The organism is Roseateles sp. P5_E4, from assembly GCF_054049255.1.
This window is the reverse complement of sequence record NZ_JBFUMS010000012.1, coordinates 1-20787: the sequence shown is the minus strand read 5'-3', so window position 1 is coordinate 20787 and position 20787 is coordinate 1. Positions and strand designations below refer to the sequence as shown.

Annotated in this window: 21 protein-coding genes and 1 other RNA gene; 4 read left to right on the top strand and 18 right to left on the bottom strand. The window is 66.4% G+C overall.

Features of this window, described 5'->3' with window-relative positions; translation table 11 throughout:
* The 17 genes from gmhB to gyrA all read right to left on the bottom strand — a co-directional run bounded on the left by gmhB (window position 1) and on the right by gyrA (window position 17497).
* Window positions 1-546 (bottom strand): D-glycero-beta-D-manno-heptose 1,7-bisphosphate 7-phosphatase, encoded by a 546-nt coding sequence (gene gmhB / locus ACXJLH_RS21780; RefSeq protein WP_457446202.1) that lies wholly within the window; start codon window positions 544-546, stop codon window positions 1-3.
* Window positions 543-1040: an adenylyltransferase/cytidyltransferase family protein gene (locus tag ACXJLH_RS21775; protein WP_457352794.1), complete on the bottom strand. Its 498-nt coding sequence runs from the start codon at window positions 1038-1040 to the stop codon at window positions 543-545. Before ACXJLH_RS21775 ends, gmhB begins: the two co-directional genes overlap by 4 nt.
* The gene (gene rfaE1, locus ACXJLH_RS21770; RefSeq protein ID WP_457446200.1) at window positions 1037-1972 is read right to left on the bottom strand and encodes a D-glycero-beta-D-manno-heptose-7-phosphate kinase; all 936 of its coding nucleotides are present in this window, start codon (window positions 1970-1972) and stop codon (window positions 1037-1039) included. Before rfaE1 ends, ACXJLH_RS21775 begins: the two co-directional genes overlap by 4 nt.
* Window positions 1969-2541, bottom strand: coding sequence for a D-sedoheptulose-7-phosphate isomerase (locus ACXJLH_RS21765; protein ID WP_457446198.1), 573 nt, complete (start codon window positions 2539-2541; stop codon window positions 1969-1971). Before ACXJLH_RS21765 ends, rfaE1 begins: the two co-directional genes overlap by 4 nt.
* A 130-nt stretch (window positions 2542-2671) precedes the next feature.
* Entirely contained in the window at window positions 2672-3619 is a 948-nt protein-coding gene (locus ACXJLH_RS21760; RefSeq protein ID WP_457446196.1) for a glycosyltransferase family 32 protein, read from the bottom strand.
* Window positions 3620-4483, bottom strand: coding sequence for a Kdo hydroxylase family protein (locus ACXJLH_RS21755; RefSeq protein WP_457446428.1), 864 nt, complete (start codon window positions 4481-4483; stop codon window positions 3620-3622).
* A gap of 10 nt (window positions 4484-4493) precedes the next feature.
* The gene (locus ACXJLH_RS21750; protein ID WP_457352782.1) at window positions 4494-5234 is read right to left on the bottom strand and encodes a glycosyltransferase; all 741 of its coding nucleotides are present in this window, start codon (window positions 5232-5234) and stop codon (window positions 4494-4496) included.
* Between the two features lie 163 nt (window positions 5235-5397).
* The gene (gene lapB, locus ACXJLH_RS21745) at window positions 5398-6543 is read right to left on the bottom strand and encodes a lipopolysaccharide assembly protein LapB (RefSeq protein ID WP_056202104.1); all 1146 of its coding nucleotides are present in this window, start codon (window positions 6541-6543) and stop codon (window positions 5398-5400) included.
* Entirely contained in the window at window positions 6533-6832 is a 300-nt protein-coding gene (locus ACXJLH_RS21740; RefSeq protein WP_056202107.1) for a LapA family protein, read from the bottom strand. The genes lapB and ACXJLH_RS21740 overlap by 11 nt, the downstream gene beginning before the upstream one ends.
* Window positions 6833-6858: 26 nt before the next feature.
* Complete coding sequence (locus tag ACXJLH_RS21735) at window positions 6859-7158, bottom strand: integration host factor subunit beta (protein ID WP_056202110.1); 300 nt, start codon at window positions 7156-7158, stop codon at window positions 6859-6861.
* A gap of 118 nt (window positions 7159-7276) precedes the next feature.
* Entirely contained in the window at window positions 7277-8992 is a 1716-nt protein-coding gene (gene rpsA / locus ACXJLH_RS21730) for a 30S ribosomal protein S1 (protein WP_082532915.1), read from the bottom strand.
* Between the two features lie 169 nt (window positions 8993-9161).
* Entirely contained in the window at window positions 9162-11162 is a 2001-nt protein-coding gene (locus tag ACXJLH_RS21725; protein WP_457446194.1) for a bifunctional 3-phosphoshikimate 1-carboxyvinyltransferase/cytidylate kinase, read from the bottom strand.
* The gene (locus tag ACXJLH_RS21720) at window positions 11162-12058 is read right to left on the bottom strand and encodes a prephenate dehydrogenase (RefSeq protein ID WP_056202119.1); all 897 of its coding nucleotides are present in this window, start codon (window positions 12056-12058) and stop codon (window positions 11162-11164) included. The genes ACXJLH_RS21725 and ACXJLH_RS21720 overlap by 1 nt, the downstream gene beginning before the upstream one ends.
* A 2-nt stretch (window positions 12059-12060) precedes the next feature.
* Window positions 12061-13158, bottom strand: a complete 1098-nt coding sequence (pheA, locus tag ACXJLH_RS21715) for a prephenate dehydratase (protein ID WP_056202122.1) — start codon at window positions 13156-13158, stop codon at window positions 12061-12063.
* Window positions 13151-14242 carry a 3-phosphoserine/phosphohydroxythreonine transaminase gene (serC, locus tag ACXJLH_RS21710; RefSeq protein WP_457446192.1) on the bottom strand — a complete coding sequence of 364 codons (1092 nt, stop codon included), beginning with the start codon at window positions 14240-14242 and terminating at the stop codon, window positions 13151-13153. The genes pheA and serC overlap by 8 nt, the downstream gene beginning before the upstream one ends.
* A gap of 14 nt (window positions 14243-14256) precedes the next feature.
* Window positions 14257-14838 carry a DUF2059 domain-containing protein gene (locus ACXJLH_RS21705; protein ID WP_056202128.1) on the bottom strand — a complete coding sequence of 194 codons (582 nt, stop codon included), beginning with the start codon at window positions 14836-14838 and terminating at the stop codon, window positions 14257-14259.
* A gap of 4 nt (window positions 14839-14842) precedes the next feature.
* On the bottom strand, window positions 14843-17497 hold the full coding sequence (gene gyrA, locus ACXJLH_RS21700; protein ID WP_056202130.1) for a DNA gyrase subunit A: 2655 nt from the start codon (window positions 17495-17497) through the stop codon (window positions 14843-14845).
* Between the two features lie 264 nt (window positions 17498-17761).
* On the opposite strand from gyrA, the gene ompA reads away from it, so the two are divergent.
* The 4 genes from ompA to ssrA all read left to right on the top strand — a co-directional run bounded on the left by ompA (window position 17762) and on the right by ssrA (window position 20255).
* Window positions 17762-18418: an outer membrane protein OmpA gene (ompA, locus tag ACXJLH_RS21695; protein ID WP_056202133.1), complete on the top strand. Its 657-nt coding sequence runs from the start codon at window positions 17762-17764 to the stop codon at window positions 18416-18418.
* Window positions 18419-18492: 74 nt separating this feature from the next.
* Window positions 18493-19197: a bifunctional 2-polyprenyl-6-hydroxyphenol methylase/3-demethylubiquinol 3-O-methyltransferase UbiG gene (gene ubiG, locus ACXJLH_RS21690; protein WP_056202136.1), complete on the top strand. Its 705-nt coding sequence runs from the start codon at window positions 18493-18495 to the stop codon at window positions 19195-19197.
* Window positions 19194-19868, top strand: a complete 675-nt coding sequence (locus ACXJLH_RS21685; RefSeq protein WP_457446190.1) for an HAD-IA family hydrolase — start codon at window positions 19194-19196, stop codon at window positions 19866-19868. Before ubiG ends, ACXJLH_RS21685 begins: the two co-directional genes overlap by 4 nt.
* Before the next feature lie 14 nt (window positions 19869-19882).
* Window positions 19883-20255, top strand: a transfer-messenger RNA (tmRNA) gene (gene ssrA, locus ACXJLH_RS21680).
* A gap of 336 nt (window positions 20256-20591) precedes the next feature.
* Here the strand turns inward: ssrA and ACXJLH_RS21675 are convergent.
* A partial coding sequence (locus tag ACXJLH_RS21675; RefSeq protein ID WP_457446189.1) for an integrase core domain-containing protein occupies window positions 20592-20787 on the bottom strand: 196 nt, incomplete at its 5' end.

The following is a 20787-nucleotide window of genomic DNA, read 5'->3' as shown; positions in this document are numbered from 1 at the left end:
TCAGGCGATGCCCAGTGCGTCCAGCGCCTGCGGGAGGTCGAGGTAGTCCACGGCCGACGGGGTCGGCTGCCCGTTTTTCGCGAGAAGAACGCAGCGCCCGACGCCTGCCGCCCGGCCAGCTTCGACGTCCGATGGCTTGTCGCCGAACATCAGCGAGCCGGCGAGGTCGACGTCCAGCGCTTCGGCGCTGCGCAGGATCATGCCGGGCGCGGGCTTGCGGCAGTCGCAGTCGAGCGCGTAGCGGGGCAGCTGCGCGTCGGGCAGGTGGGGGCAGTACTCGATGGCGGCCAGCGTGATGCCCTGTTGCGCCAGGTGCTCCCGCAGCGCGTCGTGCAGGTGCTGCACCGCCGCTTCGTCGTAGTAGCCGCGCGCCACGCCCGACTGGTTGGTCACGATGACGAGGGCGTAACCGGCAGCCTGCAGGCGGCGCAGGCCATCCAACGCGCCAGGTACGAAGGTGAAGTCTTCCCAGCGGTAGACGTAGCCGTGGTCGATGTTGATGACGCCGTCGCGGTCGAGGAAGGCGGCGGGGCGGCGCGCGCTCATCGGCCCTGCGCGCGGATGCGGTTGACCAGGGCGGTCGTCGAGTAGCCGTCGACGAAGGGAATGGCGCGCGCATCGCCCCCCCACGAACGCACGAGGCGCGTCTCTTCCAGCGCTTCCATGTCGTAGTCGCCGCCCTTCACGTAGAGCTGCGGGCGCACGCGCGCCAGCAGTGCGCAAGGCGTGGGCTCGTCGAAGAACAGCACCGCGTCGACCGACGCCAGGCCAGCCAGCACCAGGGCGCGGTCGACGTCGCGGTTCAGCGGCCGGTCCGGCCCCTTGCCGAGGCCACGCGCTGAGACGTCGGAGTTGACGGCCACGACGAGGCTCGCCCCTTGCTCGCGCGCCGCATGCAGGTAGGCCACGTGGCCGCGGTGCAGCACATCGAACACGCCGTTGGTGAACACCATGGGTCGGCCCAGCGTTGCCAGCCGCGCCGCCAGCGCGGCGTCGCCCAGCGCGGCGGCGTCGATGAGCTTGTCTTCCAGCATGCTCATGCCGCCAGCTCGTCGTAGCTCACCGTCGCTGTGCCGAACTTGCCGACGACGATGCCGCCGGCTTTGTTGGCCAGGCGCATGGCTTCGGGCAGCGGCACGCCGGCGCTGGTCATCACGGCCAGCGTCGCGATGACGGTGTCGCCTGCGCCGGTCACGTCGAACACCTCGCGGGCGCGTGCCGGCTCGTGAGTGACGCCGCTGGCTTCGAACAGCGTCATGCCTTCTTCCGAGCGCGTCAGCAGCACGGCGCCGACGTCGATGTCGGCGCGCAGCGTCTCGACCTTGGCGCGCAGCTCTTCCTCGCCGCGCCAGGCGCCCGCGACCTGGGCCAGTTCGCCCCGGTTGGGCGTGATGACGCTGGCGCCGGCGTAGCGCTTGTAGTCGCTGCCCTTGGGGTCGACCAGCACGGACTTGCCCGCGGCGCGGGCCATTTCGATCATGCGCGGGATGTGCGTGAGGCCGCCCTTGCCATAGTCGGAGAACAGCACGACGTCGTGTCGGGGCAACTGCTCGGCGAAGGCCTCAAGCATCTCGCCCAGCGCCTCGTGGTCGGGCTCGTTCTCGAAGTCCACGCGCAGCAACTGCTGGGCGCGGCCAATGATGCGCAGCTTGACGATGGTGTAGAGCTGCTTGTCCTCACGCAGCACGGTCTCGATGTCGCGCTCGTGCAGCAGTTCGCGCAGGCGGCGGGCCGGTTCGTCCTGGCCGACGACGGTCAGCAGCGTGGCCCTCGCGCCCAGCGTGCGGATGTTGAGCGCGACGTTGGCGGCGCCACCCAGGCGCTCCTCCTCGCGTTCGATGCGCACGACGGGCACGGGCGCCTCGGGCGAGATGCGCTCCACGGCGCCGTGCCAGTAGCGGTCCAGCATGACGTCGCCGACGACGAGGATGCGGCGGGAGGCGAGCAGTTCACGCGAGGGCAGGGCGCTCATTGGCCCACGCCCAGGTTGGCCTCGATCAGGCCGCACAGCGTGTGGCCGATCAGCAGGTGCGCCTCCTGGATGCGGGCGGTGATGCCGTGCGGCACGATGATGCTGTCGTCGCACAGCGCGCCCAGCTTGCCGCCGTCGCGGCCCAGCAGGCCCAGCGTGTAGATGCCCATGGCCTTGGCGGCCTCGACGGCGCGCAGCACGTTGCCGGAGTTGCCAGAGGTCGAGATGCCGATCAGCGCATCGCCGGCGCGGCCCAGGCCCTGCACCTGGCGGGCGAACACATCGTCAAAGCTGTAATCGTTGCCGATGCAGGTCAGCGCTGAGCTGTCGGTCGTCAGCGCCAGGCCGGCGAGCGGGCGGCGGTCCTTGATGAAGCGGCCCGTCAGCTCGGAGGCCAGGTGCTGGCTGTCCGCGGCCGAGCCGCCGTTGCCGCAGAACATGATCTTGCCGCCCGCCTTCAGCGCGTCGGCGAGCCGTTGGCCGGCCTGCTGCACTTGTGGGTCCAGCGCTCCGAGCTCCTGCATCAGTTGCAGGTGTTCGTCCAGATTGCTCAAAAACAGGGAATTCATGGGAAATCACGGGCTCGTGCCCGCCTGCAGACCGATGTTTCAAGTATCGGCGATGGTGGGCCGTGCCAACCGATGCCGACCTGCACCGACTGGTCGGCGTACGCTCCCAAGCTCTACGGCCGGCGTGGCTTCACTTGCCGCGGGCGACGAGCTGGACCAGGGCGCTGAAAGGCGACACGAGACCACGCCGCCAGTTGCGCTCGACGATGGCGCGGTCCACGCTGCGCAGCTTGAGCACGGCGGGCAGCACGCGGGGGCAGGGCACCAAGGCCAGGCGGGCGTACAGGTGGCGCTGGCGCCAGCCCACGCCGGCTTGCCATGCGAGCGGGCCGTCTTCTGCGCGCAGCAGCACCAGGCGGGCGAGTTGCGGCTCGCGGTCCAGCAGGTTGCCTGCCGCCATCTGCATCAGCAGATCGCGCGCGGATTCATCGGTCAGCGCCTGCACGACACGGGCATGTCGACCTTCGCCGTGCAGGCGTTGCAGCAGCGCCTCTGCGCCTTCGTCCAGCGCCCGGTCGAAGGCGGCAGCCAGCGCGGTCACGAAAGCCCCGCCAGGCACCGAAGCCATCAGCCAGTTCTCGATGATGGGCAGCTCGGGCCGGGTTGTGTAGCGGTCGATGTAGAAGCCGACATAGTCCGCAGCGCGGCGCCGGCGTGTCTCGTGAAGCCAGGCCAGGTCGCGGCTCAGCAGCATGGACGCGTCCATCCAGACACCGCCGTGCCGCGCCAGCAGCTGGACGCGCAGCCAGTCGGCCTGGCGGTGGGGCGGCATCTCGTCGAAATCGGTTCGCAGCGCGGGCAGCCATTGCGAGACGCTGGTGCGGTCCAGCAGGCGCAGTTGGTGGTCGGGCGCGAAGCGGCGCCAGTTGGCCAGGCAGGCCTGGATGAAGGCCGGCGCCGGGCTGGGCTGCCAGTAGGTCCAGATGATCCTGGGAACCTCGTCCTGGCAGAGCGGCGCGTTGTCGCCCACCATGATGGCGCGGGTCTGCGTCGGTACGCGGGCCCTCAGCACGGTGGCCAGTTCGCGCAGGAACAGGCCGGCGACGATGAGGACGATGCCCGTGGACAACCAGGGCATTCAGGTCAGCCGGCGGTCGAGCTGGCGCTCAAGGATGGCGAGGGGGCTGGCCGTGCGGTCCACCTGGGCCTCGGCCGGCAAGTGCAGGGTCTGTTCCATCATGAACTGGCCGGACATGACCGCATGCGACGTCTGGTCGGAATAGCAGACCCAGGTCGAGCCAGGCGGGAAGGGCATCTCGACCTGCGGGCTGCTGCGCTGGTAGTCCAGGTCGCCCTTCATGCCGTCGTGCAACTGCAGCATCAGGTGGTCGTATTCGGTGCGCAGCGACTTGGTCACGTGCAGCGCCTTCAGGGCCTTGGCCTGCCAGGCCACATAAGGCTTGGCGCGTGGCACGAAGCGCCGGGCGATGTCCTCGAAGGCCTCGCCGACGCGCCAGACGCGCGGCTCGCCGTTGGGGTTGAGGTTGGTGAACACACGCAGAATGCGCTCGCCGCGGTTGGGGCGCGACGGGAAGGCGTCCACATGCAGGCGGCGGTCATCGGCGCGCCAGGACTGCACGCGCGACTCGACCTGCATGGGCCGATAGCTCGTGGGTGCCAGGCGCAGCGCCGGCTTGTAGGTTGGCGCGATTGCGTCGATCAGCGAGCAGGCGCGGGCGCGGAAACGCCCGATCATGGCTGCCAGCCTTGCCCGCTCTTCGCCCTGCACGGCGGCGCCAGCGAGCACGCCGTCAAGGCGCAGGCTGATGTTGCGTGACTTCTCGTCACGCACGTCGGGGCGCAGCAGCCCGGCTTCTTCTGAAGTCAGTTCGAAGCGCAGCTCCGGGAAGAACAGCACCCGGCCGGCTTCCAGGTCGGGCACGAGACCATGCCTGGGCGAGGTCCAGTCGCGGCTGTCGACAGTGACGATGCGGTTGTCCATGCTCGTGGGTTCACTCACGCCAATGGTCGGCGATCCACTTTGCCGGGCGGGCGTGACGCCAGTTGCCTTCCGAGCGGCCGACCAGCGCATCGGGTGGGTTCATCACGCCGTGGAAGACCAGCACGCGCGCGCCGGCCGGAATGAAGGGGTCGCGCCAGAAGCTGGTGGGCCACATCGGCAGGCAGTGGTACTTGTAGCTGGCACACCAGTCCGTGGGCCAGTAGCCCAGCTTGCCCTGGTCGTGCAGGAAATGGCTGAGATATTCCTGCTCGTTGCGGTACTTGGCGCGCACCTCGTCCTGGTGAGCGATGAAGTGGGCCAGCACGTCGGCGTGGGCGCCGATGCGGAAACGGTAGACCGAGGAGTTGCCCGTCACGCGCCAGGGGCGCTTCCAGTCCTTGATGATGAGGAAGTCGCCGGGCACGGCGAAGAATTCGGTCAGGTCGCCGACGATGACGACGTCCAGGTCCAGGAACAGGGCCGTGCCCTTCAGGCCGAAGAGGTCGGCCTGGTAGGTGCCGAGCTTTTTCCAGCCGCCATCGCGCTTGCCTTGGCTGGCGTGCGTCTCGGGCAGCGGCAGGCTTTCGACCTCGGAGCGGATGCCGTTGGCGTCATCGGTGAAGCAGACGAAGCGGAAGGGGCCGCGCAGGTGGCGCGCGGCCATGCCGTACAGGCGGTTGACGTACTCGGGGCCGTACTTGGTGCCCCACTTCATGCAGATGACGAAGCGGTCTTCGGCTGCGCTGCTCATTTCAGTTGTTCCATAGTCATTGCGGGCCGAGCGCCGGGCCGCTCCCAAGCCGGCCCGCGCTGGCGATGTGCTTGCCGGTCAATACGGCAAGCATCGCCGTCCCCCCGGGGGACCGGTCAGGCGCACCGCGTTCAGCGGTGTGCGGCTGGGCGAGGGGCTTCATCTACGCGAGTTCCTCAATGGGTTGCGGCGGATAGCTGTCCCAGTTGAGGCAGGCCGGGCATTGCCAGAAGTAGTGGGCGGCCTCGAAGCCGCAGGCGGCGCAGCGATAGCGCTGCAGCGGCTTGGCGGCCTTTTCCAGCGTCTGGATCATGGGAGCGGCCTCGTCGGCGGGCAACGCGCCGGCATTGAGCTTGAGCAGCTCCGTGGCGGCCGACAGGGCCGGCTGCTCGCGCAGATGGGCCGCGAGGCGCTCACGTTGGGGGCCAGGCTGCAGGCCTGCCAGTGCGCGCAGCAAATGCATGCTGGGCGAGCGGTGGTATTGCTCGCTGATCAGCGCGATGGCGCGCTCGGGCTGGCCCAGAGACTTGGCGGCGGCGGCGCAATCGGCGGCGACCAGGTTGAAGGCCGGCGGGTTGGCTGCGAGCAGCTTGGTGAAGGCGGCAAGCGCGGCTTCGGCCTGGCCGGCCTTCAGCAGCATCTGGCCCTGCAGCACATAGGCGCGGGCCGCTTCGGGCGCGCGGCGCTGCGCCTGTTCAAGCAGGGAGGGCACCAGGTCGACATGCCCCTGGGACTGGGCGACCAGGGCCTGCTCGCAGAGGTAATGCGCGATACGACCGGAGAAGGAGCCCGTACCTGCGGCTTCCAGTTCTGCGGCAACCTCGGCGGCCTTGGCCCAGTCGCGCGAACGCTCGTACAGCGACAAGAGGGCCAGGCGCGCCTCACGCTCGAAGGCGGTACCGCGCAGTTCGGCATAGGCCGCCTCGGCGCGGTCGAACAGGCCGGCCTTGAAGAAGTCCTGGGCCAGTTCGTGCTGGGCGCGATCGCGGTCGGTCTTGGGCAGGTCGCCGCGGCGCAACAAGTGCTCGTGCACGCGCACGGCGCGCTCGGTCTCACCGCGGCGGCGGAACAGGCTGCCCAGGGCGAAGTGCAGCTCGGAGGTGTCGGGGTCGTTCTGGACGGCCTCGATGAAGGCATCGATGGCCTTGTCCTGCTGTTCGTTCAGCAGCAGGTTCAGACCCTTGAAATAGGCCTTGGGCGAATCACGCTGTTCCAGCTTCCACTGCTTGGAGTCGAGCTTGGAGGCCAGCCAGCCGAGGACGAAGACGACGGGCAGGACAAAGAGCAGCCAGCGCGGATCAAACTCCATCTTGGTGGGCGGCGTAAGGGGCTGCGGGGACTTCGGGTGTGGGTTGGGGCATGCCGGGCAGGGGTTCGACGCGTTGGGCGGCGCGGCGGTGGCGCCACCAGGCGGGCACCATGGCCAGCACGCCAAAGGCGGCGCCGAAGCCGAAGGCCAGCAGCACGATGATGACCTGCGGCGCGCGCCACTCGTGGCCGAAGAACCAGCGCACGACGGCTTCGTGGCTGTTGTTCAGCGCGAAGGCAAACAGTGTGAAGAAGAGCAGGGCTCGCAGGAGCCAGACGAGGGTGCGCATGGCCCGGGATTCTGACTCAGGCGGGGTCAGGCGTCCGTCACAGGAAGATGCTTGTCGACTGCCTCGCGCAGCGCCTTGCCGGGCTTGAAATGAGGAGCCAGTTTCTCGGGGATCATGACCTGCTCGCCGCTGCGCGGGTTGCGGCCCACGCGGGGCGGGCGGCGGCTGATGGAGAAGCTGCCAAAGCCGCGGATCTCGATGCGGTGGCCGCGCGCGAGGGCGTCGCTCATCGCGTCGAGGATGGTCTTGACCGCGAACTCTGTGTCCCGCTGGGTCAGTTGGCCAAATCGTTCGGCGAGGACGGCGACGAGGTCGGAGCGGGTCATAAGCGAGGCGGCTTGTCTCTTGAAATTGAAACAGGCCCGCTGGCGAGGCCGGCGAGCCTGTGGGGAGCATACCCGGCCTCCAGCAATTCGCTAGAGGACCGGGCAGTTCAACCAGGGCTTAATTGCCCTGGTTGTCCAGCTTGGCGCGCAGCAGGGCGCCCAGGCTGGTGGTGCCGGCGTTTTCACGCTCGCTCGACTGGCTCAGGCGCGTCATGGCTTCCTGGTTGTCGGCGTTGTCCTTGGCCTTGATGGACAGCTGGATGTTGCGGGTCTTGCGGTCGATGTTGACGACGACGGCGGTGACTTCGTCGCCTTCCTTCAGCACGTTGCGGGCGTCTTCCACGCGGTCGCGGGAGATTTCCGAAGCGCGCAGATAGGCCATCACGCCGTCAGCCAGCTCGATCTCGGCGCCGCGCGGGTCGACGGTCTTGACGATGCCGGTCACCGATGCGCCACGGTCATTGATCGTGGTGTAGGCGGTGAAGGGGTCGCTGTCCAGCTGCTTGATGCCCAGCGAGATGCGCTCGCGCTCGACATCCACGGCCAGCACGACGGCTTCGACTTCCTGGCCCTTCTTGAAGTTGCGAACGGCGGTTTCACCGGTCTCGTCCCAGGACAGGTCGGACAGGTGCACCAGGCCGTCGATGCCTTGCGCCAGGCCCACGAACACGCCGAAGTCGGTGATCGACTTGACCGGGCCCTTGACCTTGTCGCCGCGCTTGACGTTCTCGGCGAACTCTTCCCACGGGTTGGCCTTGCACTGCTTCATGCCCAGGCTGATACGACGCTTGTCTTCGTCAATTTCCAGGACCATGACTTCGACTTCGTCGCCCAGCGAGACCAGCTTGCTGGGGGCGATGTTCTTGTTGGTCCAGTCCATTTCGGAGACGTGCACCAGGCCTTCGATGCCCGGCTCGATCTCGACGAACGCGCCGTAATCGGCGATGTTCGTGACCTTGCCAAACAGGCGCGTGCCGGTCGGGTAGCGGCGAGCAACGCCGAACCACGGGTCGTCGCCCAGCTGCTTGATGCCCAGCGAGACGCGGTTCTTCTCGGCGTCGAACTTCAGGACCTTGGCGGTCAGTTCCTGGCCAACCGTCACGACTTCGGACGGGTGACGGACACGGCGCCATGCCATGTCGGTGATGTGCAGCAGGCCGTCGATGCCGCCGAGGTCCACGAACGCACCGTATTCGGTGATGTTCTTGACCACGCCGTTGACGATGGCGCCTTCGGACAGCGTCTCGAGCAGCTTGGCACGCTCTTCGCCCATGGAGGCTTCGACCACGGCACGACGCGACAGCACAACGTTGTTGCGCTTGCGGTCGAGCTTGATGACCTTGAATTCCATGGTCTTGCCCTCGAACGGGCTCATGTCCTTCACCGGGCGCGTGTCCAGCAGCGAGCCGGGCAGGAAGGCGCGGATGCCGTTGACCAGGACGGTCAGGCCGCCCTTGACCTTGCCGGAGACGGTGCCGGTCACGAAGTCGCCGGACTCCAGGGCCGTTTCCAGGCTCAGCCACGAGGCCAGGCGCTTGGCCTTGTCGCGCGACAGGATGGTGTCGCCGTAGCCGTTTTCGATGGCGTCGATGGCGACGGAGACGAAGTCGCCGACCTGGACTTCCAGTTCGCCCTGGTCGTTCTTGAACTCTTCGATGGGCACGTAGGCTTCGGACTTGAGGCCTGCGTTGACGACGACGAAGTTGTGTTCGACACGAACGACTTCGGCCGAGATCACTTCGCCAGCGCGCATGTCGGAGCGCTGCAGCGACTCCTCGAACATGGCGGCAAAGGATTCCATGCCGGAGGCTTGGGCGGTTTGGGTTTGGGACATGTGATGGATCCTGATGCGCCGGGGAGCCCCGGACGCGGCGTGCAGACAAGCTGCGGGTTAAGTTGTTGACATCGCGGCCCTCAGTGAACTGACGTTCGGAGGGAAGGGCCGCGGGCCGTGGCTTCTCAAGCCTGGACCTTCTCTGGCACCTCGTGCGTAACGAGGCGCGTCAAAAAGGCCTGCGCTGTTGCCACCAATCCAGCACCTGATCCACCGAGGCTTCGATGGTCAGCGCCGAGTTGTCGAGCAACTGCGCGTCCTGCGCGGGTTCCAGTGGCGAGGCTGAGCGGTTCTTGTCCCGTTCGTCCCGCGCCTCCAGATCTTCGCGCAAGCTATCGATATTAGCCGAAATTCCTTTGGAAATCAACTGCTTATGCCTGCGCTCAGCGCGCGTCGCGGCGCTGGCGGTGAGGAATACCTTGAGGGAGGCGTCGGGGAAGATGGCTGTGCCCATGTCGCGGCCGTCGGCGACGAGACCGGGCAGGCGGCGGAAGTCGAGTTGCAACTGATGCAGGGCCTTGCGCACCTGAGGATGGACGGCGACCTGTGAGGCCAGCAGGCCGGTCGCTTCGGCTCGCAGCCGGGCACTGACGTCTTCCTGGCCCAGGAAGACATGGCCATCGCCGAACCGCAGTTGCAGCGTCGGCACGATGGCGGCGACGGCGTCGCCGTCATCCAGGTTCAAGCCGGCGCGGCGCGCGGCCAAGCCCGAGACGCGGTAGAGCGCACCGGAATCAAGCACGCCAAAGCCGAGCGCCTTGCCCACCTCATCGGCCAGCGTGCCCTTGCCGGAGGCGGTCGGGCCGTCGATGGTGACGACCGGAATGTCGGCAGCGTTGGCCATCACGACGCCGAACAGCGTCTCGAAGTAGTCCGGGAAGGTCTTGGCGACGCAGTGCGGCTCGAGGATGCGCACCGGCACGGCGTGATCGGTGACAAGGCCGTTGAAGGCGGCCAGCGAGAAACACATGGCGACGCGGTGATCGTCGTAGGTGTGGATGGCCGCGGCCTTCCAGTCCTGCAGCGGTTCAACCCGGATCCAGTCCGGCCCTTCGTCGACCGTGGCACCCAGCTTGCGCAGCTCGGCGGCCATGGCAGCAATGCGATCGGTCTCCTTGACGCGCCAGCTGGCGATATTGGTCAGCGTGGTCGGGCCGTCGGCATAAAGCGCCATCACTGTCAACGTCATCGCCGCGTCGGGGATGTGGTTGCAGTCCAGCGTGATGCCCTTCAGCGGCCAGGCGCCGCGGCGTACTTCCAGCCAATTGGGCCCGGTCTTGACCTGCGCACCCATGGCGGCAGCGGCCTCGATGAAACGCACATCGCCCTGCAGGGATTCGCTACCGACACCTTCGATGCGGATCGGCGTATCGATCGCGGCGATGGCGCCGAGGCCGACGAAATAGGACGCCGAGGACGCATCGCCCTCGACGAAGACCTCGCCGGGCGAGCGATAGCGGCTTCCGGCCGGGATGATGAAAGCCTCCCAGCCTTCACGCTTCACCGCGATGCCAAAACGCTCCAGCAGGGCCAGCGTGATCTCGATATAGGGCTTGGAGATCAGCTCGCCGATGACCTCGATGCGGATGTCGCGCTCGGCGACCAAAGGCAAGGCCAGCAGCAGCGCGGTCAGGAACTGGCTGGACACGTCACCGCGCACGCGCACCGGCGTGTCCAGCGCAAGCGTGGACGGGCCGCGCAGGCGCAGCGGCGGGTAGCCGGCGTTGCCCAGGTCGTCGATCTCGCAGCCCAGGCCGCGCAGCGCGTCGACGAGATCGCCGATGGGACGCTCATGCATGCGCGCCACGCCGGACACCTCGAAGCTCGCCCCCTGCGTCGCGGCCAGCAGGGCAAGCGCTGCGGTCAACGGCCGCATGGCGGTGCCGGCGTTGCCGAGAAAGAGTTTGGCGTCCTTGGCGCGAAGGCGGCCACCCAGGCCGTCGATGACGATGGCCTCGCCTTCGTTCCAGACGCCGCAGCCGAGCGCCCGCAGCGCATCGAGCATGACGGCCGTGTCGTCGGACGCCAGCAGGTCGCGCACGGCGGTCTTGCCTTCGCTCAAGGCCGCCAGCAGCAGCACGCGGTTGGAAATGCTCTTGGAACCGGGCAGGCGCACGGTGCCTGCGGCGCCGCGCAGGGGCGGCAGGTCGAGAAAAGGGATCTTGAACATCACTTGCCGGCTGGTCGGCCGGGAGGAGGGGCAGGGGGCGGATTGCCCCAGGCTGAACGGCCTTCGGAGATGGGACGCAGCGCGGCTTCCAGGGCCGGCGCATCACCGGATTCGATCAGCGCTTCAAGCTGATCGAGCATGGTGCGAAAACGCTTGGACTGGGCCAGCACCTCGTGCTTGTTGGCCAGCAGGATGTCGCGCCACACGGACGGCTCACCGGCGGCGATGCGGGTGAAGTCGCGAAAGCCTGGGCCGGCCAGGCTCAGGTAGTCGCGCGCGGCCGGCTGCTCGGCGATGGCCTGGAAATAGGCAAAGGCCAGCAGATGCGGCAGGTGGCTGACTGCGGCGAAGGCCGCGTCATGGTTGTGCGGCCGCATCTTCAGCACCGTGGCGCCCAGGGCGGACCAAACGTCGGTTGCACGCTGCACCAACTGCGGATTGGTGAAGGGCTGGGGCGTCAGGATGACCTGACGGCCTTCGTAGAGATTCGCCTCGGCATGCTGGACACCGCCCGACTCCTTGCCGGCGATGGGATGGCAGGGCACGAAGCTGGAAGAGCGGTCACCCAGGGCGCGGCGCGCGGCCTCGATGACGTCGCACTTGGTCGAGCCGACGTCCATGAACAGGACGCCCGGATTGACGAGGTGGCGGATGGCCTTGAGCGTGCTCTCGGTGGCCGACACGGGTACCGCGATCAGCACGATGTCCGAACCTGACACCGCCAGCAGCGCCGATTCGGCGGCCACATCGATGACGCCCAGCTTCTTGGCCTGCTCCGTCGTGGACGGCGACTTGCTGTAGCCGACGACGCGTTTGACCAGGCCGGCTTTTTTCATCGCCAGCGCGAAGCTGCCACCCATCAGGCCGCATCCAATCACGCCGAGCTGTTGAAACATGGTTAGTTTTTCACCGGGTAGGCGCCCAGCATCTTGAAGAAGGCGCAGAGCTCGCGCAACTCAGCCAGCGCGTCGGCGACGTGGCGCTGCGTCGGATGGCCGTCGAGGTCGATGTAGAAGTAGTAATCCCACTGGCCGGTACGGGCCGGGCGGGACTCCAGACGGGTCATGGACACGCCGTGCTTCTTCAGCGGCACCAGCAGATCGTGCATGGCGCCGGGCCGGTTGGGCACGGAAACGACCAGGCTGGTGCAGTCGCGCCCGGTGGCCGGCGGTGTGGCCATCGTCTGCGGCAGGCAGATGACGGCGAAGCGCGTGCGGTTGTATGCCTCGTCCTGGATGGCGTGCGCGGTGATGTGCAGGCCGAAAACCTGCGAGGCACGTTCGCTGCCCAGGGCGGCCCAGGCCGGGTTGGTGGCGGCCAGGCGCGAGCCCTCGGCATTGCTGGACACGGCGCGGCGCTCGACGTCGGGCAGGTGCTTGTTCAGCCAGTTCTGGCATTGGGCCAGGGCCTGCGGGTGCGCGAGCACCGCTTCGATGCCGTGCATCGAAGGCTCCTTGCGCATCAGGTTGTGGCGGATCAGCAGGCTGACCTCGCCGACCACATGGCAGGGCGTGTGCAGGAACAGGTCCAGCGAGCGCGTGACGACGCCCTCGGTCATGTTCTCGACGCCGACGACGCCGAACTGCGCGCTGCCGCTGGCCGTCGCGTGGAAGACCTCGTCGAAAGTGGCGCAGTAGGTCATGTCGGCGGCGCTGCCGAAGTATTCGAGAGCGGCCTGCTCGCAGAAGGTGCCGATGGGGCCGAGCACGGCGACGCGCTGCGGCGACTCCAGCGCCAGGCAGGCGGACATGATCTCGCGCCAGATGGCCGCGACGTGCTCGGACTTCAACGGCCCCGGGTTGGCAGCACGGATCTTGTCGATGACCTGGGCGACGCGGTCCGGGCGGAAAAAGGGTGTGCCCTCGGCGCGCTTGATCTCGCCGACTTGCTCGGCGACGCGGGCGCGCTGGTTCAGCAGGTCCAGCAGTTGGCGGTCCAGGCCGTCGATCTGGTCGCGCAGCGCGAGCAGTGCCTGGGAGGCGACAGGTTCAGCCATGGCGGGCCTCGAAGTCCTTCAGGAATGACACCAGCGCCTGCACGCCTTCCAGCGGCATCGCGTTGTAGATGGACGCGCGCATGCCGCCCATCGACTTGTGACCCTTGAGCTGCAGCAGGCCAGCGGCCTTGGCCGCGGTCAGGAAGCTCTCGTTGAGCTTTTCATCCTTCAGGAAGAAGGGCACGTTCATGCGTGAGCGGCAGCTGGCGTCGACGCGGTTCTCGTAGAAGCCGGAGGCATCCAGCGTCGCGTAGAGCAGGCCGGCCTTGTCGATGTTGCGCTGCTCAATGGCGGCCAGGTCGCGCTTGCCGGCGTACTCAAAGCCTTTCACCCACTGGAACACCAGACCCGCCACATAGATCGCGAAGGTTGGCGGCGTGTTGAACATGGACTGGGCTGCCGCTACGGTTTCGTAGTTGAAGGCCGAAGGACAGATCTCCAGTGCGCGGCCCAGAAGGTCTTCGCGCACGAAGACCAGGGTCATGCCGGCCGGGCCGATGTTCTTCTGCGCGCCGCCGAAGGCCAGGCCGATGCGGCTCCAGTCGATGGGGCGCGACAACAGGTGGGAGGAGCAGTCGATGACCAGCGGCACGCCGTTGCCGATACGGGGCAGGTCGTGGAACTCGACGCCGTCGATGGTCTCGTTGGTGCAGACGTGGACATAGCTGGCATCGCTGCGCAGCTGCCAGTCGCGCGGGATGGCACCGCCCTTGCCGATGTCGGCGGCGATCTGCACGTCGGCATAGCGGCGCGCCTCGGCGGCGCTCTTGCGCGACCAGGAGCCCGTCACGACGACATCGACCTTGCCGCCACGGCTCAGGTTCAGCGGCACGATGGCGTTTTCACCCAAGCCGCCACCCTGCATGAAGAGGATGCGGAAGTTGGCCGGCACGGCGAGCAGCTCGCGCAGATCCCGCTCAGCCGCTTCCGCGATGGAGATGAACTCCTTGCCGCGGTGGCTCATCTCCATGACGCTCATGCCACTGCCGTGCCAATCCAGCATCTCGGCCGCCACCTGTTGCAGCACCGGTTCAGGCAGTGTGGCGGGGCCGGGGGCGAAATTGAACGGGCGGGCTGTGGTCATCGAGATCCGGGAGGCTACTTCTTGGGCGCGGAGGCTGCGGGCTTGGGCGCGGCGGCCGGCGGAGGCTGCAGGCCCAATTGCTTGGCCAGCGTGGTCTGCAAGGCCTTGAGACGGCCTTCCAGCGTGGGGCCGGCCTCGGCCATCACCTTTTGCGCGACGGCCTTCTGCAGTTCGACGCTGGCAAGGCCGAATTTCTGGCTGACCGGCGATTCTGCCCAGGCGACGACCTGCTTCAGTTCGTCCTCGTTGAAGCGTTCGTCCAGCAGGGCCGAAGCCGTGGGCCCAATCGCCTTGGCGATCTTGTCCTTCAGGTAGGGCACGTTTTCCTCGATGAACTTCTTCAGCTCGGCGTCCATGGCCTTGGCCGTCGCGTCGCGCTTCTCGGGCGGCACTTGCTGCAGCGCGGCGCGGCCGCCTTGCGTCAGCTGTGGCAGGGGTTGCTGCACGATGCTGGCCGCCATGCTGTCGGCCATGCCCTGCTGCTGCAGCGCCACGATCTTGTCGATCAGAGCCTTCTTGGCCGGCGACGGATCGGCCAGGGCGGTGCCAGTGGCCAGGGCCAGGGCGAGGGCCAGGCCCAGGTTGCGAGAGGTCATGTGATCAGTCCTTGGGGGCTTCGGAGGAGTCATCGGTAAGGCCGGCCTCGCCATCTTCGGCAGGGGCATCGGTCTCGTTGGCGTCGTTCTCGACGATGCGCTGCAGGCCGGACAGCTTGCTGCCGTCGTCCAGCGCGATCAGTGTGACGCCTTGCGTGGCGCGGCCGAGTTCGCGGATCTCGCTGACGCGGGTGCGCACCAGCACGCCCTTGTCGGTGATCAGCATGATCTCGTCCTCGGGGCGCACCAGCGTCGCGGCGACGACGCGGCCATTGCGCTCGCTCTGCTGGATGGCAATCATGCCCTTGGTACCGCGGCCGTGGCGCGTGTACTCAACGATGGACGTGCGCTTGCCGTAGCCGTTCTCGGTGGCGGTCAGCACGCTCTGGGTTTCGTCTTCGGCCACCAGCATGGCGATCAGGCGCTGATCGGGCTCGAGCATCATGCCGCGCACGCCGCGGGCGGTGCGGCCCATCGGGCGCACGTCGTCCTCGTCGAAGCGCACGGCCTTGCCGCCGTCGCTGAACAGCATCACATCGTGGTGGCCGTCGGTCAGTGCGGCGCCGATCAGGTGGTCGCCCTCGTCCAGGTCGACGGAGATGATGCCGGCCTTGCGGGGATTGCTGAAGTCCTTCAGAGAGGTCTTCTTGACCGTGCCCATGGCCGTGGCCATGAAGATGAAGTGATCTTCAGGGAAGCTGCGGAACTCGCCGGTCAGCGCCAGCACGACGGTGATCTTCTCGTCGGCCTGCAGCGGGAACATGTTGACGATGGGCTTGCCGCGCGAGTTGCGCGAGCCCTGCGGTACTTCCCAGACCTTGAGCCAGTAGACGCGGCCGCGGTTGGAGAAGCACAGCAGCCAGTCGTGGGTGTTGGCGATGAAGAGCTGGTCGACCCAGTCGTCGTCCTTCGTCTGCGTGGCCTGCTTGCCGCGGCCGCCGCGCTTTTGAGCGCGGTATTCGCTCAATGCCTGGCTCTTGATGTAGCCGGTGTGCGAGAGCGTCACGACCATGTCGGTCGGCGTGATGAGGTCTTCGGTGCCGAGTTCCTGGGCGTTGTGCTCGATGACGCTGCGGCGAGCGCCCAGCTTGGTCTGGCCGAACTCGTTCTTCAGCTGCACCAGCTCGTCGCTGATGATGGTTGTCACCCGGGCAGGCGTGGCAAGGATGTTGAGCAGATCGGCGATCTCCGCCATCACTTCCTTGTACTCGCCGACGATCTTGTCCTGCTCCAGGCCAGTCAGGCGTTGCAGGCGCATCTGCAGGATTTCGCCAGCCTGCGATTCCGACAGGCGGTACAGGCCGTCGGCCTGCATGCCGTACTCGGGCTCAAGGCCTTCGGGACGGTAGGCGGAGGGGCCACCGGCCGACAGCGTCTCGGTGCGCGACAGCATCTCGCGCACCAGCGACGAATCCCAGCTCTTGGCCATCAGGGCAGCCTTGGCGACGGGCGGCGTCGGCGAGGTCTTGATGGTCTCGATGAATTCGTCGATGTTGGCCAGCGCCACCGCCAGGCCTTCCAGCACATGGCCGCGCTCGCGGGCCTTGCGCAGTTCGTAGATCGTGCGGCGGGTCACCACCTCGCGGCGGTGCTCCAGGAACACGATGACCATGTCGCGCAGATTGCATAGCTTGGGCTGGCCATCGACGAGGGCGACCATGTTCATGCCGAAGCTGTCCTGCAGCTGCGTCTGCTTGTACAGGTTGTTCAGCACCACCTCGGGCACTTCACCGCGCTTGAGCTCGATGACCACGCGCATCCCGGACTTGTCGGACTCGTCCTGGATGTGGCTGATGCCCTCGATCTTCTTTTCCTGCACCAGTTCGGCAATGCGCTCAAGCAGGGTCTTCTTGTTGACCTGGTAGGGGATCTCGTCAACGATGATCGACTGGCGCGAACCCTTGTCGATGTCCTCGAAATGCACCTTGGCGCGCATGACGACGCGGCCGCGGCCGGTGCGGTAGCCATCGCGCACGCCAGCCAGGCCGTAGATGATGCCGGCGGTCGGGAAGTCCGGCGCCGGGATGATCTCCATCAGCTCGTCAACGGTGCATTCCGGGCTCTTCAGCGCGAACAGGCAGGCGTCGACAACCTCGTTGAGGTTGTGCGGCGGGATATTCGTGGCCATACCCACGGCAATACCCGAAGCGCCATTCACCAGAAGATTCGGCAAACGGGTCGGCAGTACCAGGGGTTCCTTATGGCTGCCGTCATAGTTGGGTCCGAAATCGACGGTTTCCTTGTCGATGTCAGCCAACATTTCGTGAGCGATTTTGTCGAGACGAATCTCGGTGTATCGCATTGCAGCGGCGTTATCTCCGTCGATCGAGCCGAAGTTGCCTTGACCATCGATCAGCATGTGGCGCAGGCTGAATGGCTGCGCCATGCGGACGATGGTGTCGTAAATGGCCGAGTCGCCGTGCGGGTGGTATTTGCCCATGGTCTCGCCCACCGCCTGCGCACTCTTGCGGTACTTGGCGTTGTAGGTGTTGCCCATCTCGTTCATCGCGTACAGCACGCGACGGTGCACCGGCTTCAGGCCGTCACGCGCATCGGGCAGGGCGCGTCCCACGATCACGCTCATCGCGTAGTCGAGATAGGAGCGGCGCATCTCCTCCTCGAGGCTGATCGGGAGGGTTTCCTTGGCGAACTGGGTCATGCGGCAGGATGACGCACGCGCTACACGGCCGCGGCGTCCTCAGAGGTAGGTGAAAGGCGCGAATTCTATGCGGCCCGCCCCCCTGTAGCAGCAGCGCAACATCGTCACCATGGCCTTGAACGTAGGCCGCCACAATGCGTTGGTCTCGGTGCCCCCATGGCACAATCGTCGGGTCCCTAGGAGAAACCCTAAAGTCTCTCCTGAGGTTAGAGGTTGAGTACTGACTCTCGCAGGGCAACTGCGGCATTCCTTGAGAGGAGAATCATGAAGAAACTGAATCGTGTGGCGTCGCTGTTTGCGGTGGCCGCGGTCGCCGTTGCTGCGTCTGGCGCATCGGCCCAAGCTATCGACAACTGGCGCGCAACCGACGGCACCGTCTGGAAGAACGGCACCAACGAATATTGCTGGCGCGACAATTTCTGGACACCCGCTACGGCCGCCAAGGGCTGCGACGGCGAAATCAAGCCGGCACCCAAGGTTGAGCCGCCGGTACCGGTTGCTCCCCCGCCTCCGGCCCCGGCTCCCCAGCCTCCGAAGCCGGTTCCCCCGCCGCCGGCTCCGGTCAGCGAGAAGGTCACCTTCGCCGCTGATGCCTTCTTCGACTTCGACAAGTCGACGCTGAAGCCCGAAGCCACCGCCAAGCTGGACGACCTGGTCAGCAAGACCAAGGGCATCAACCTGGAAGTCATCATCGCCGTTGGCCACACCGACTCGGTGGGCAGCGATGAGTACAACCAGAAGCTGTCGATCCGCCGCTCGGAAGCCGTCAAGGCCTACCTGGTTGGCAAGGGTGTCGAGCCGAACCGCGTCTACACCGAAGGCAAGGGCGAAAAGCAGCCCGTCGCCGACAACAAGACGACCGAAGGCCGCGCCAAGAACCGCCGCACCGAGATCGAAGTCGTCGGTACGCGCAACAAGTAAGCTCAGCGCCCTCGGGCGCTTTGCGCAAAGCCCCGCACGGTCCGCCGTCGGGGCTTTTCTACTTTCTGGATGTCATGACGATCAACGCCGATCCGCAAGAGCTCGCCAAATTCGGCGAACTGGCCCACCGCTGGTGGGACCCCGAGAGCGACTTCAAACCGCTGCACGAGATCAACCCGCTGCGCCTGGGATGGATTCAGCAGCTCTGCCCTTTGGCAGGCAAGCGTGTGCTGGACGTCGGTTGTGGCGGCGGCATTCTGAGCGATTCCATGGCACGTGCCGGCGCCCAGGTGCTGGGCATCGACCTGTCGACCAAGCCGCTGCGCGTCGCAGAACTGCACGCCATGGAGGCGGGGACCGAAGGCGTGGAATACCGCGAAATCGCTGTCGAAGTGTTGGCCACTGAACAACCGGCCAGCTTCGACGTGGTTACCTGCATGGAGATGTTGGAGCATGTGCCCGACCCGGCCTCGGTCGTGCGGGCGCTGGCGACGCTGGTCAAGCCCGGCGGCTGGGTCTTCCTATCGACGCTCAATCGCAACGCCAAGTCGTTCTTGCTCGCCATCGTTGGTGCGGAGTACGTACTGCAGATGCTGCCCAAGGGCACGCACGAATATGCGCGCTTCCTGAAGCCGTCGGAGCTGTCGCAGTTCTGTCGCGACGCCGGGCTTGAGCTGCAAGGCAGCCGCGGCCTGACCTACAACCCGCTCACGCAGCGCTACAGCCTCGGCAGCGACACCGACGTGAACTACCTGCTGGCTTGCCGCCGTCCCGCTTGAAGCTTGCCGCCCCCTGGTCGCATCTGCAGGCCGTGCTGTTCGACCTGGACGGCACGTTGATCGACAGTGCTGCTGACCTTGCGGCGGCGGCCAATGCGATGCGCGCCGATCGTGGTCTCACGCCGCTGCCGTTGCCGCAATATCGGCCGCATGGCGGCTCCGGCGCGCGCGGCATGCTGGGCCAAGCCTTCGGCGCGGCGCCTGGTCAGTCGGGCTATGACGAACTCAAGCGTGAATTTCTGGATCGCTACGAAGCGCTGATGTATGACAGCACGCGCACATTTGTCGGCATCGAGGCGGAGCTTCTCGGGCTCGCTGATGCGGGCCTGGCATGGGGCATCGTCACCAACAAGGCCGAACGCTTCGCCTTGCCGCTTGCCAAGGCGCTGGGTTTGGCGGCCGGCGCCATCGTGGGCGGCGACACCACGAGCCATACCAAGCCGCACCCCGCCCCGCTGCTGGAGGCAGCACGCCGCTTGAACGTGGTACCGGCGTCCTGCCTCTATGTCGGAGACGACGAACGCGACATCCTGGCCGGTCGCGCTGCTGGCATGGCAACGGCCGCTGCGGCGTGGGGCTATCTCGGCCATAGCGGTGAATTTCGTCATTGGGGCGCCGACCTGGAGCTGTCCGCGCCGGGTGAGCTCTTGAAAGCGCTCGATCTGGCCTAAGATGCAAGGTCTCTGGGGCCGACTTGGTTTCGACGTGGGTGCGGATCCGGAGTAGGGCATGTCGAGCACCAGTCCGCTCGTAAAACCACTGGAAACAAAGTAACTGCAAACGACTCTACGTTCGCACTCGCCGCTTAATTGCGGATGAGCTTCTCAACGGCAGGCCGATGGGCCGGGCTGAGTTCCGCAAGGGGCAAGGCTGAGAAGTCACTCACATCGGCTGGCGTCGCACCGGGTCACTCGGTGGGGCGTGAGATCAAGTGACTGGCGGGAAAGCTAGCGTGCCACTGCGCGAGTTGACCGTGAGATTCAAATCAGCCGGCTAAACATGTAGATCTGCCCGGTGATGGCTTGCGGACGGGGGTTCAATTCCCCCCGGCTCCACCATCTCAGAGTTCAGCGGGGTCCGCTGAAGTTCAAAAGGCCTAAGTCAATCAACGACTTAGGCCTTTTTCTTTGTCCATCAGCGTCCGGGTAAGTGCGCCACCTTCCGGCATCTGGCCGGGTAACTTTCCGGGTAACACAGGCGACCCGGGTAACATCCCTCGCCGAGTTACCCGGCTCAGTGCCCGGGTCATGGGGGCGACATGGCTGCAAGCGACCTTCTTTCAGACAAAGCGATCCGGGCGGCGATCAAAACCGCCGAAACCGATGGCAAGGCCCGCAAGGTTGACCTGCCCCCAAACGCCGTGCCAATTGATAGTTCGGAGCCCTGGTTGAAGGTTACTGGATCTCTGTATTGATGAGTCCGGCGTGCAGGGCGGGATCGGCCGCGTTTCTGCGGTGCTGCTCAGCAAATTGCGCCGGCGGTATTCGTCCAATGCTGCCGTGCGGACGGACCTCGTTGTAGTCACGGCGCCAGGCGGCGATCTCGGTTCTGGCCTGCTTCAATGTCTCGAACCAATGCTCGTTCAGACAT

Bases quoted from the DNA above. Each gene is read 5' to 3' on its own strand.
- gmhB (WP_457446202.1), bottom strand. From the start codon at position 546: ATGAGCGCGCGCCGCCCCGCCGCCTTCCTCGACCGCGACGGCGTCATC.
- ACXJLH_RS21775 (WP_457352794.1), bottom strand. From the start codon at position 1,040: ATGAGCATGCTGGAAGACAAGCTCATCGACGCCGCCGCGCTGGGCGAC.
- rfaE1 (WP_457446200.1), bottom strand. From the start codon at position 1,972: ATGAGCGCCCTGCCCTCGCGTGAACTGCTCGCCTCCCGCCGCATCCTC.
- ACXJLH_RS21765 (WP_457446198.1), bottom strand. From the start codon at position 2,541: ATGAATTCCCTGTTTTTGAGCAATCTGGACGAACACCTGCAACTGATG.
- ACXJLH_RS21760 (WP_457446196.1), bottom strand. From the start codon at position 3,619: ATGCCCTGGTTGTCCACGGGCATCGTCCTCATCGTCGCCGGCCTGTTC.
- ACXJLH_RS21755 (WP_457446428.1), bottom strand. From the start codon at position 4,483: ATGGACAACCGCATCGTCACTGTCGACAGCCGCGACTGGACCTCGCCC.
- ACXJLH_RS21750 (WP_457352782.1), bottom strand. From the start codon at position 5,234: ATGAGCAGCGCAGCCGAAGACCGCTTCGTCATCTGCATGAAGTGGGGC.
- lapB (WP_056202104.1), bottom strand. From the start codon at position 6,543: ATGGAGTTTGATCCGCGCTGGCTGCTCTTTGTCCTGCCCGTCGTCTTC.
- ACXJLH_RS21740 (WP_056202107.1), bottom strand. From the start codon at position 6,832: ATGCGCACCCTCGTCTGGCTCCTGCGAGCCCTGCTCTTCTTCACACTG.
- ACXJLH_RS21735 (WP_056202110.1), bottom strand. From the start codon at position 7,158: ATGACCCGCTCCGACCTCGTCGCCGTCCTCGCCGAACGATTTGGCCAA.
- rpsA (WP_082532915.1), bottom strand. From the start codon at position 8,992: ATGTCCCAAACCCAAACCGCCCAAGCCTCCGGCATGGAATCCTTTGCC.
- ACXJLH_RS21725 (WP_457446194.1), bottom strand. From the start codon at position 11,162: ATGTTCAAGATCCCTTTTCTCGACCTGCCGCCCCTGCGCGGCGCCGCA.
- ACXJLH_RS21720 (WP_056202119.1), bottom strand. From the start codon at position 12,058: ATGTTTCAACAGCTCGGCGTGATTGGATGCGGCCTGATGGGTGGCAGC.
- pheA (WP_056202122.1), bottom strand. From the start codon at position 13,158: ATGGCTGAACCTGTCGCCTCCCAGGCACTGCTCGCGCTGCGCGACCAG.
- serC (WP_457446192.1), bottom strand. From the start codon at position 14,242: ATGACCACAGCCCGCCCGTTCAATTTCGCCCCCGGCCCCGCCACACTG.
- ACXJLH_RS21705 (WP_056202128.1), bottom strand. From the start codon at position 14,838: ATGACCTCTCGCAACCTGGGCCTGGCCCTCGCCCTGGCCCTGGCCACT.
- gyrA (WP_056202130.1), bottom strand. From the start codon at position 17,497: ATGACCCAGTTCGCCAAGGAAACCCTCCCGATCAGCCTCGAGGAGGAG.
- ompA (WP_056202133.1), top strand. From the start codon at position 17,762: ATGAAGAAACTGAATCGTGTGGCGTCGCTGTTTGCGGTGGCCGCGGTC.
- ubiG (WP_056202136.1), top strand. From the start codon at position 18,493: ATGACGATCAACGCCGATCCGCAAGAGCTCGCCAAATTCGGCGAACTG.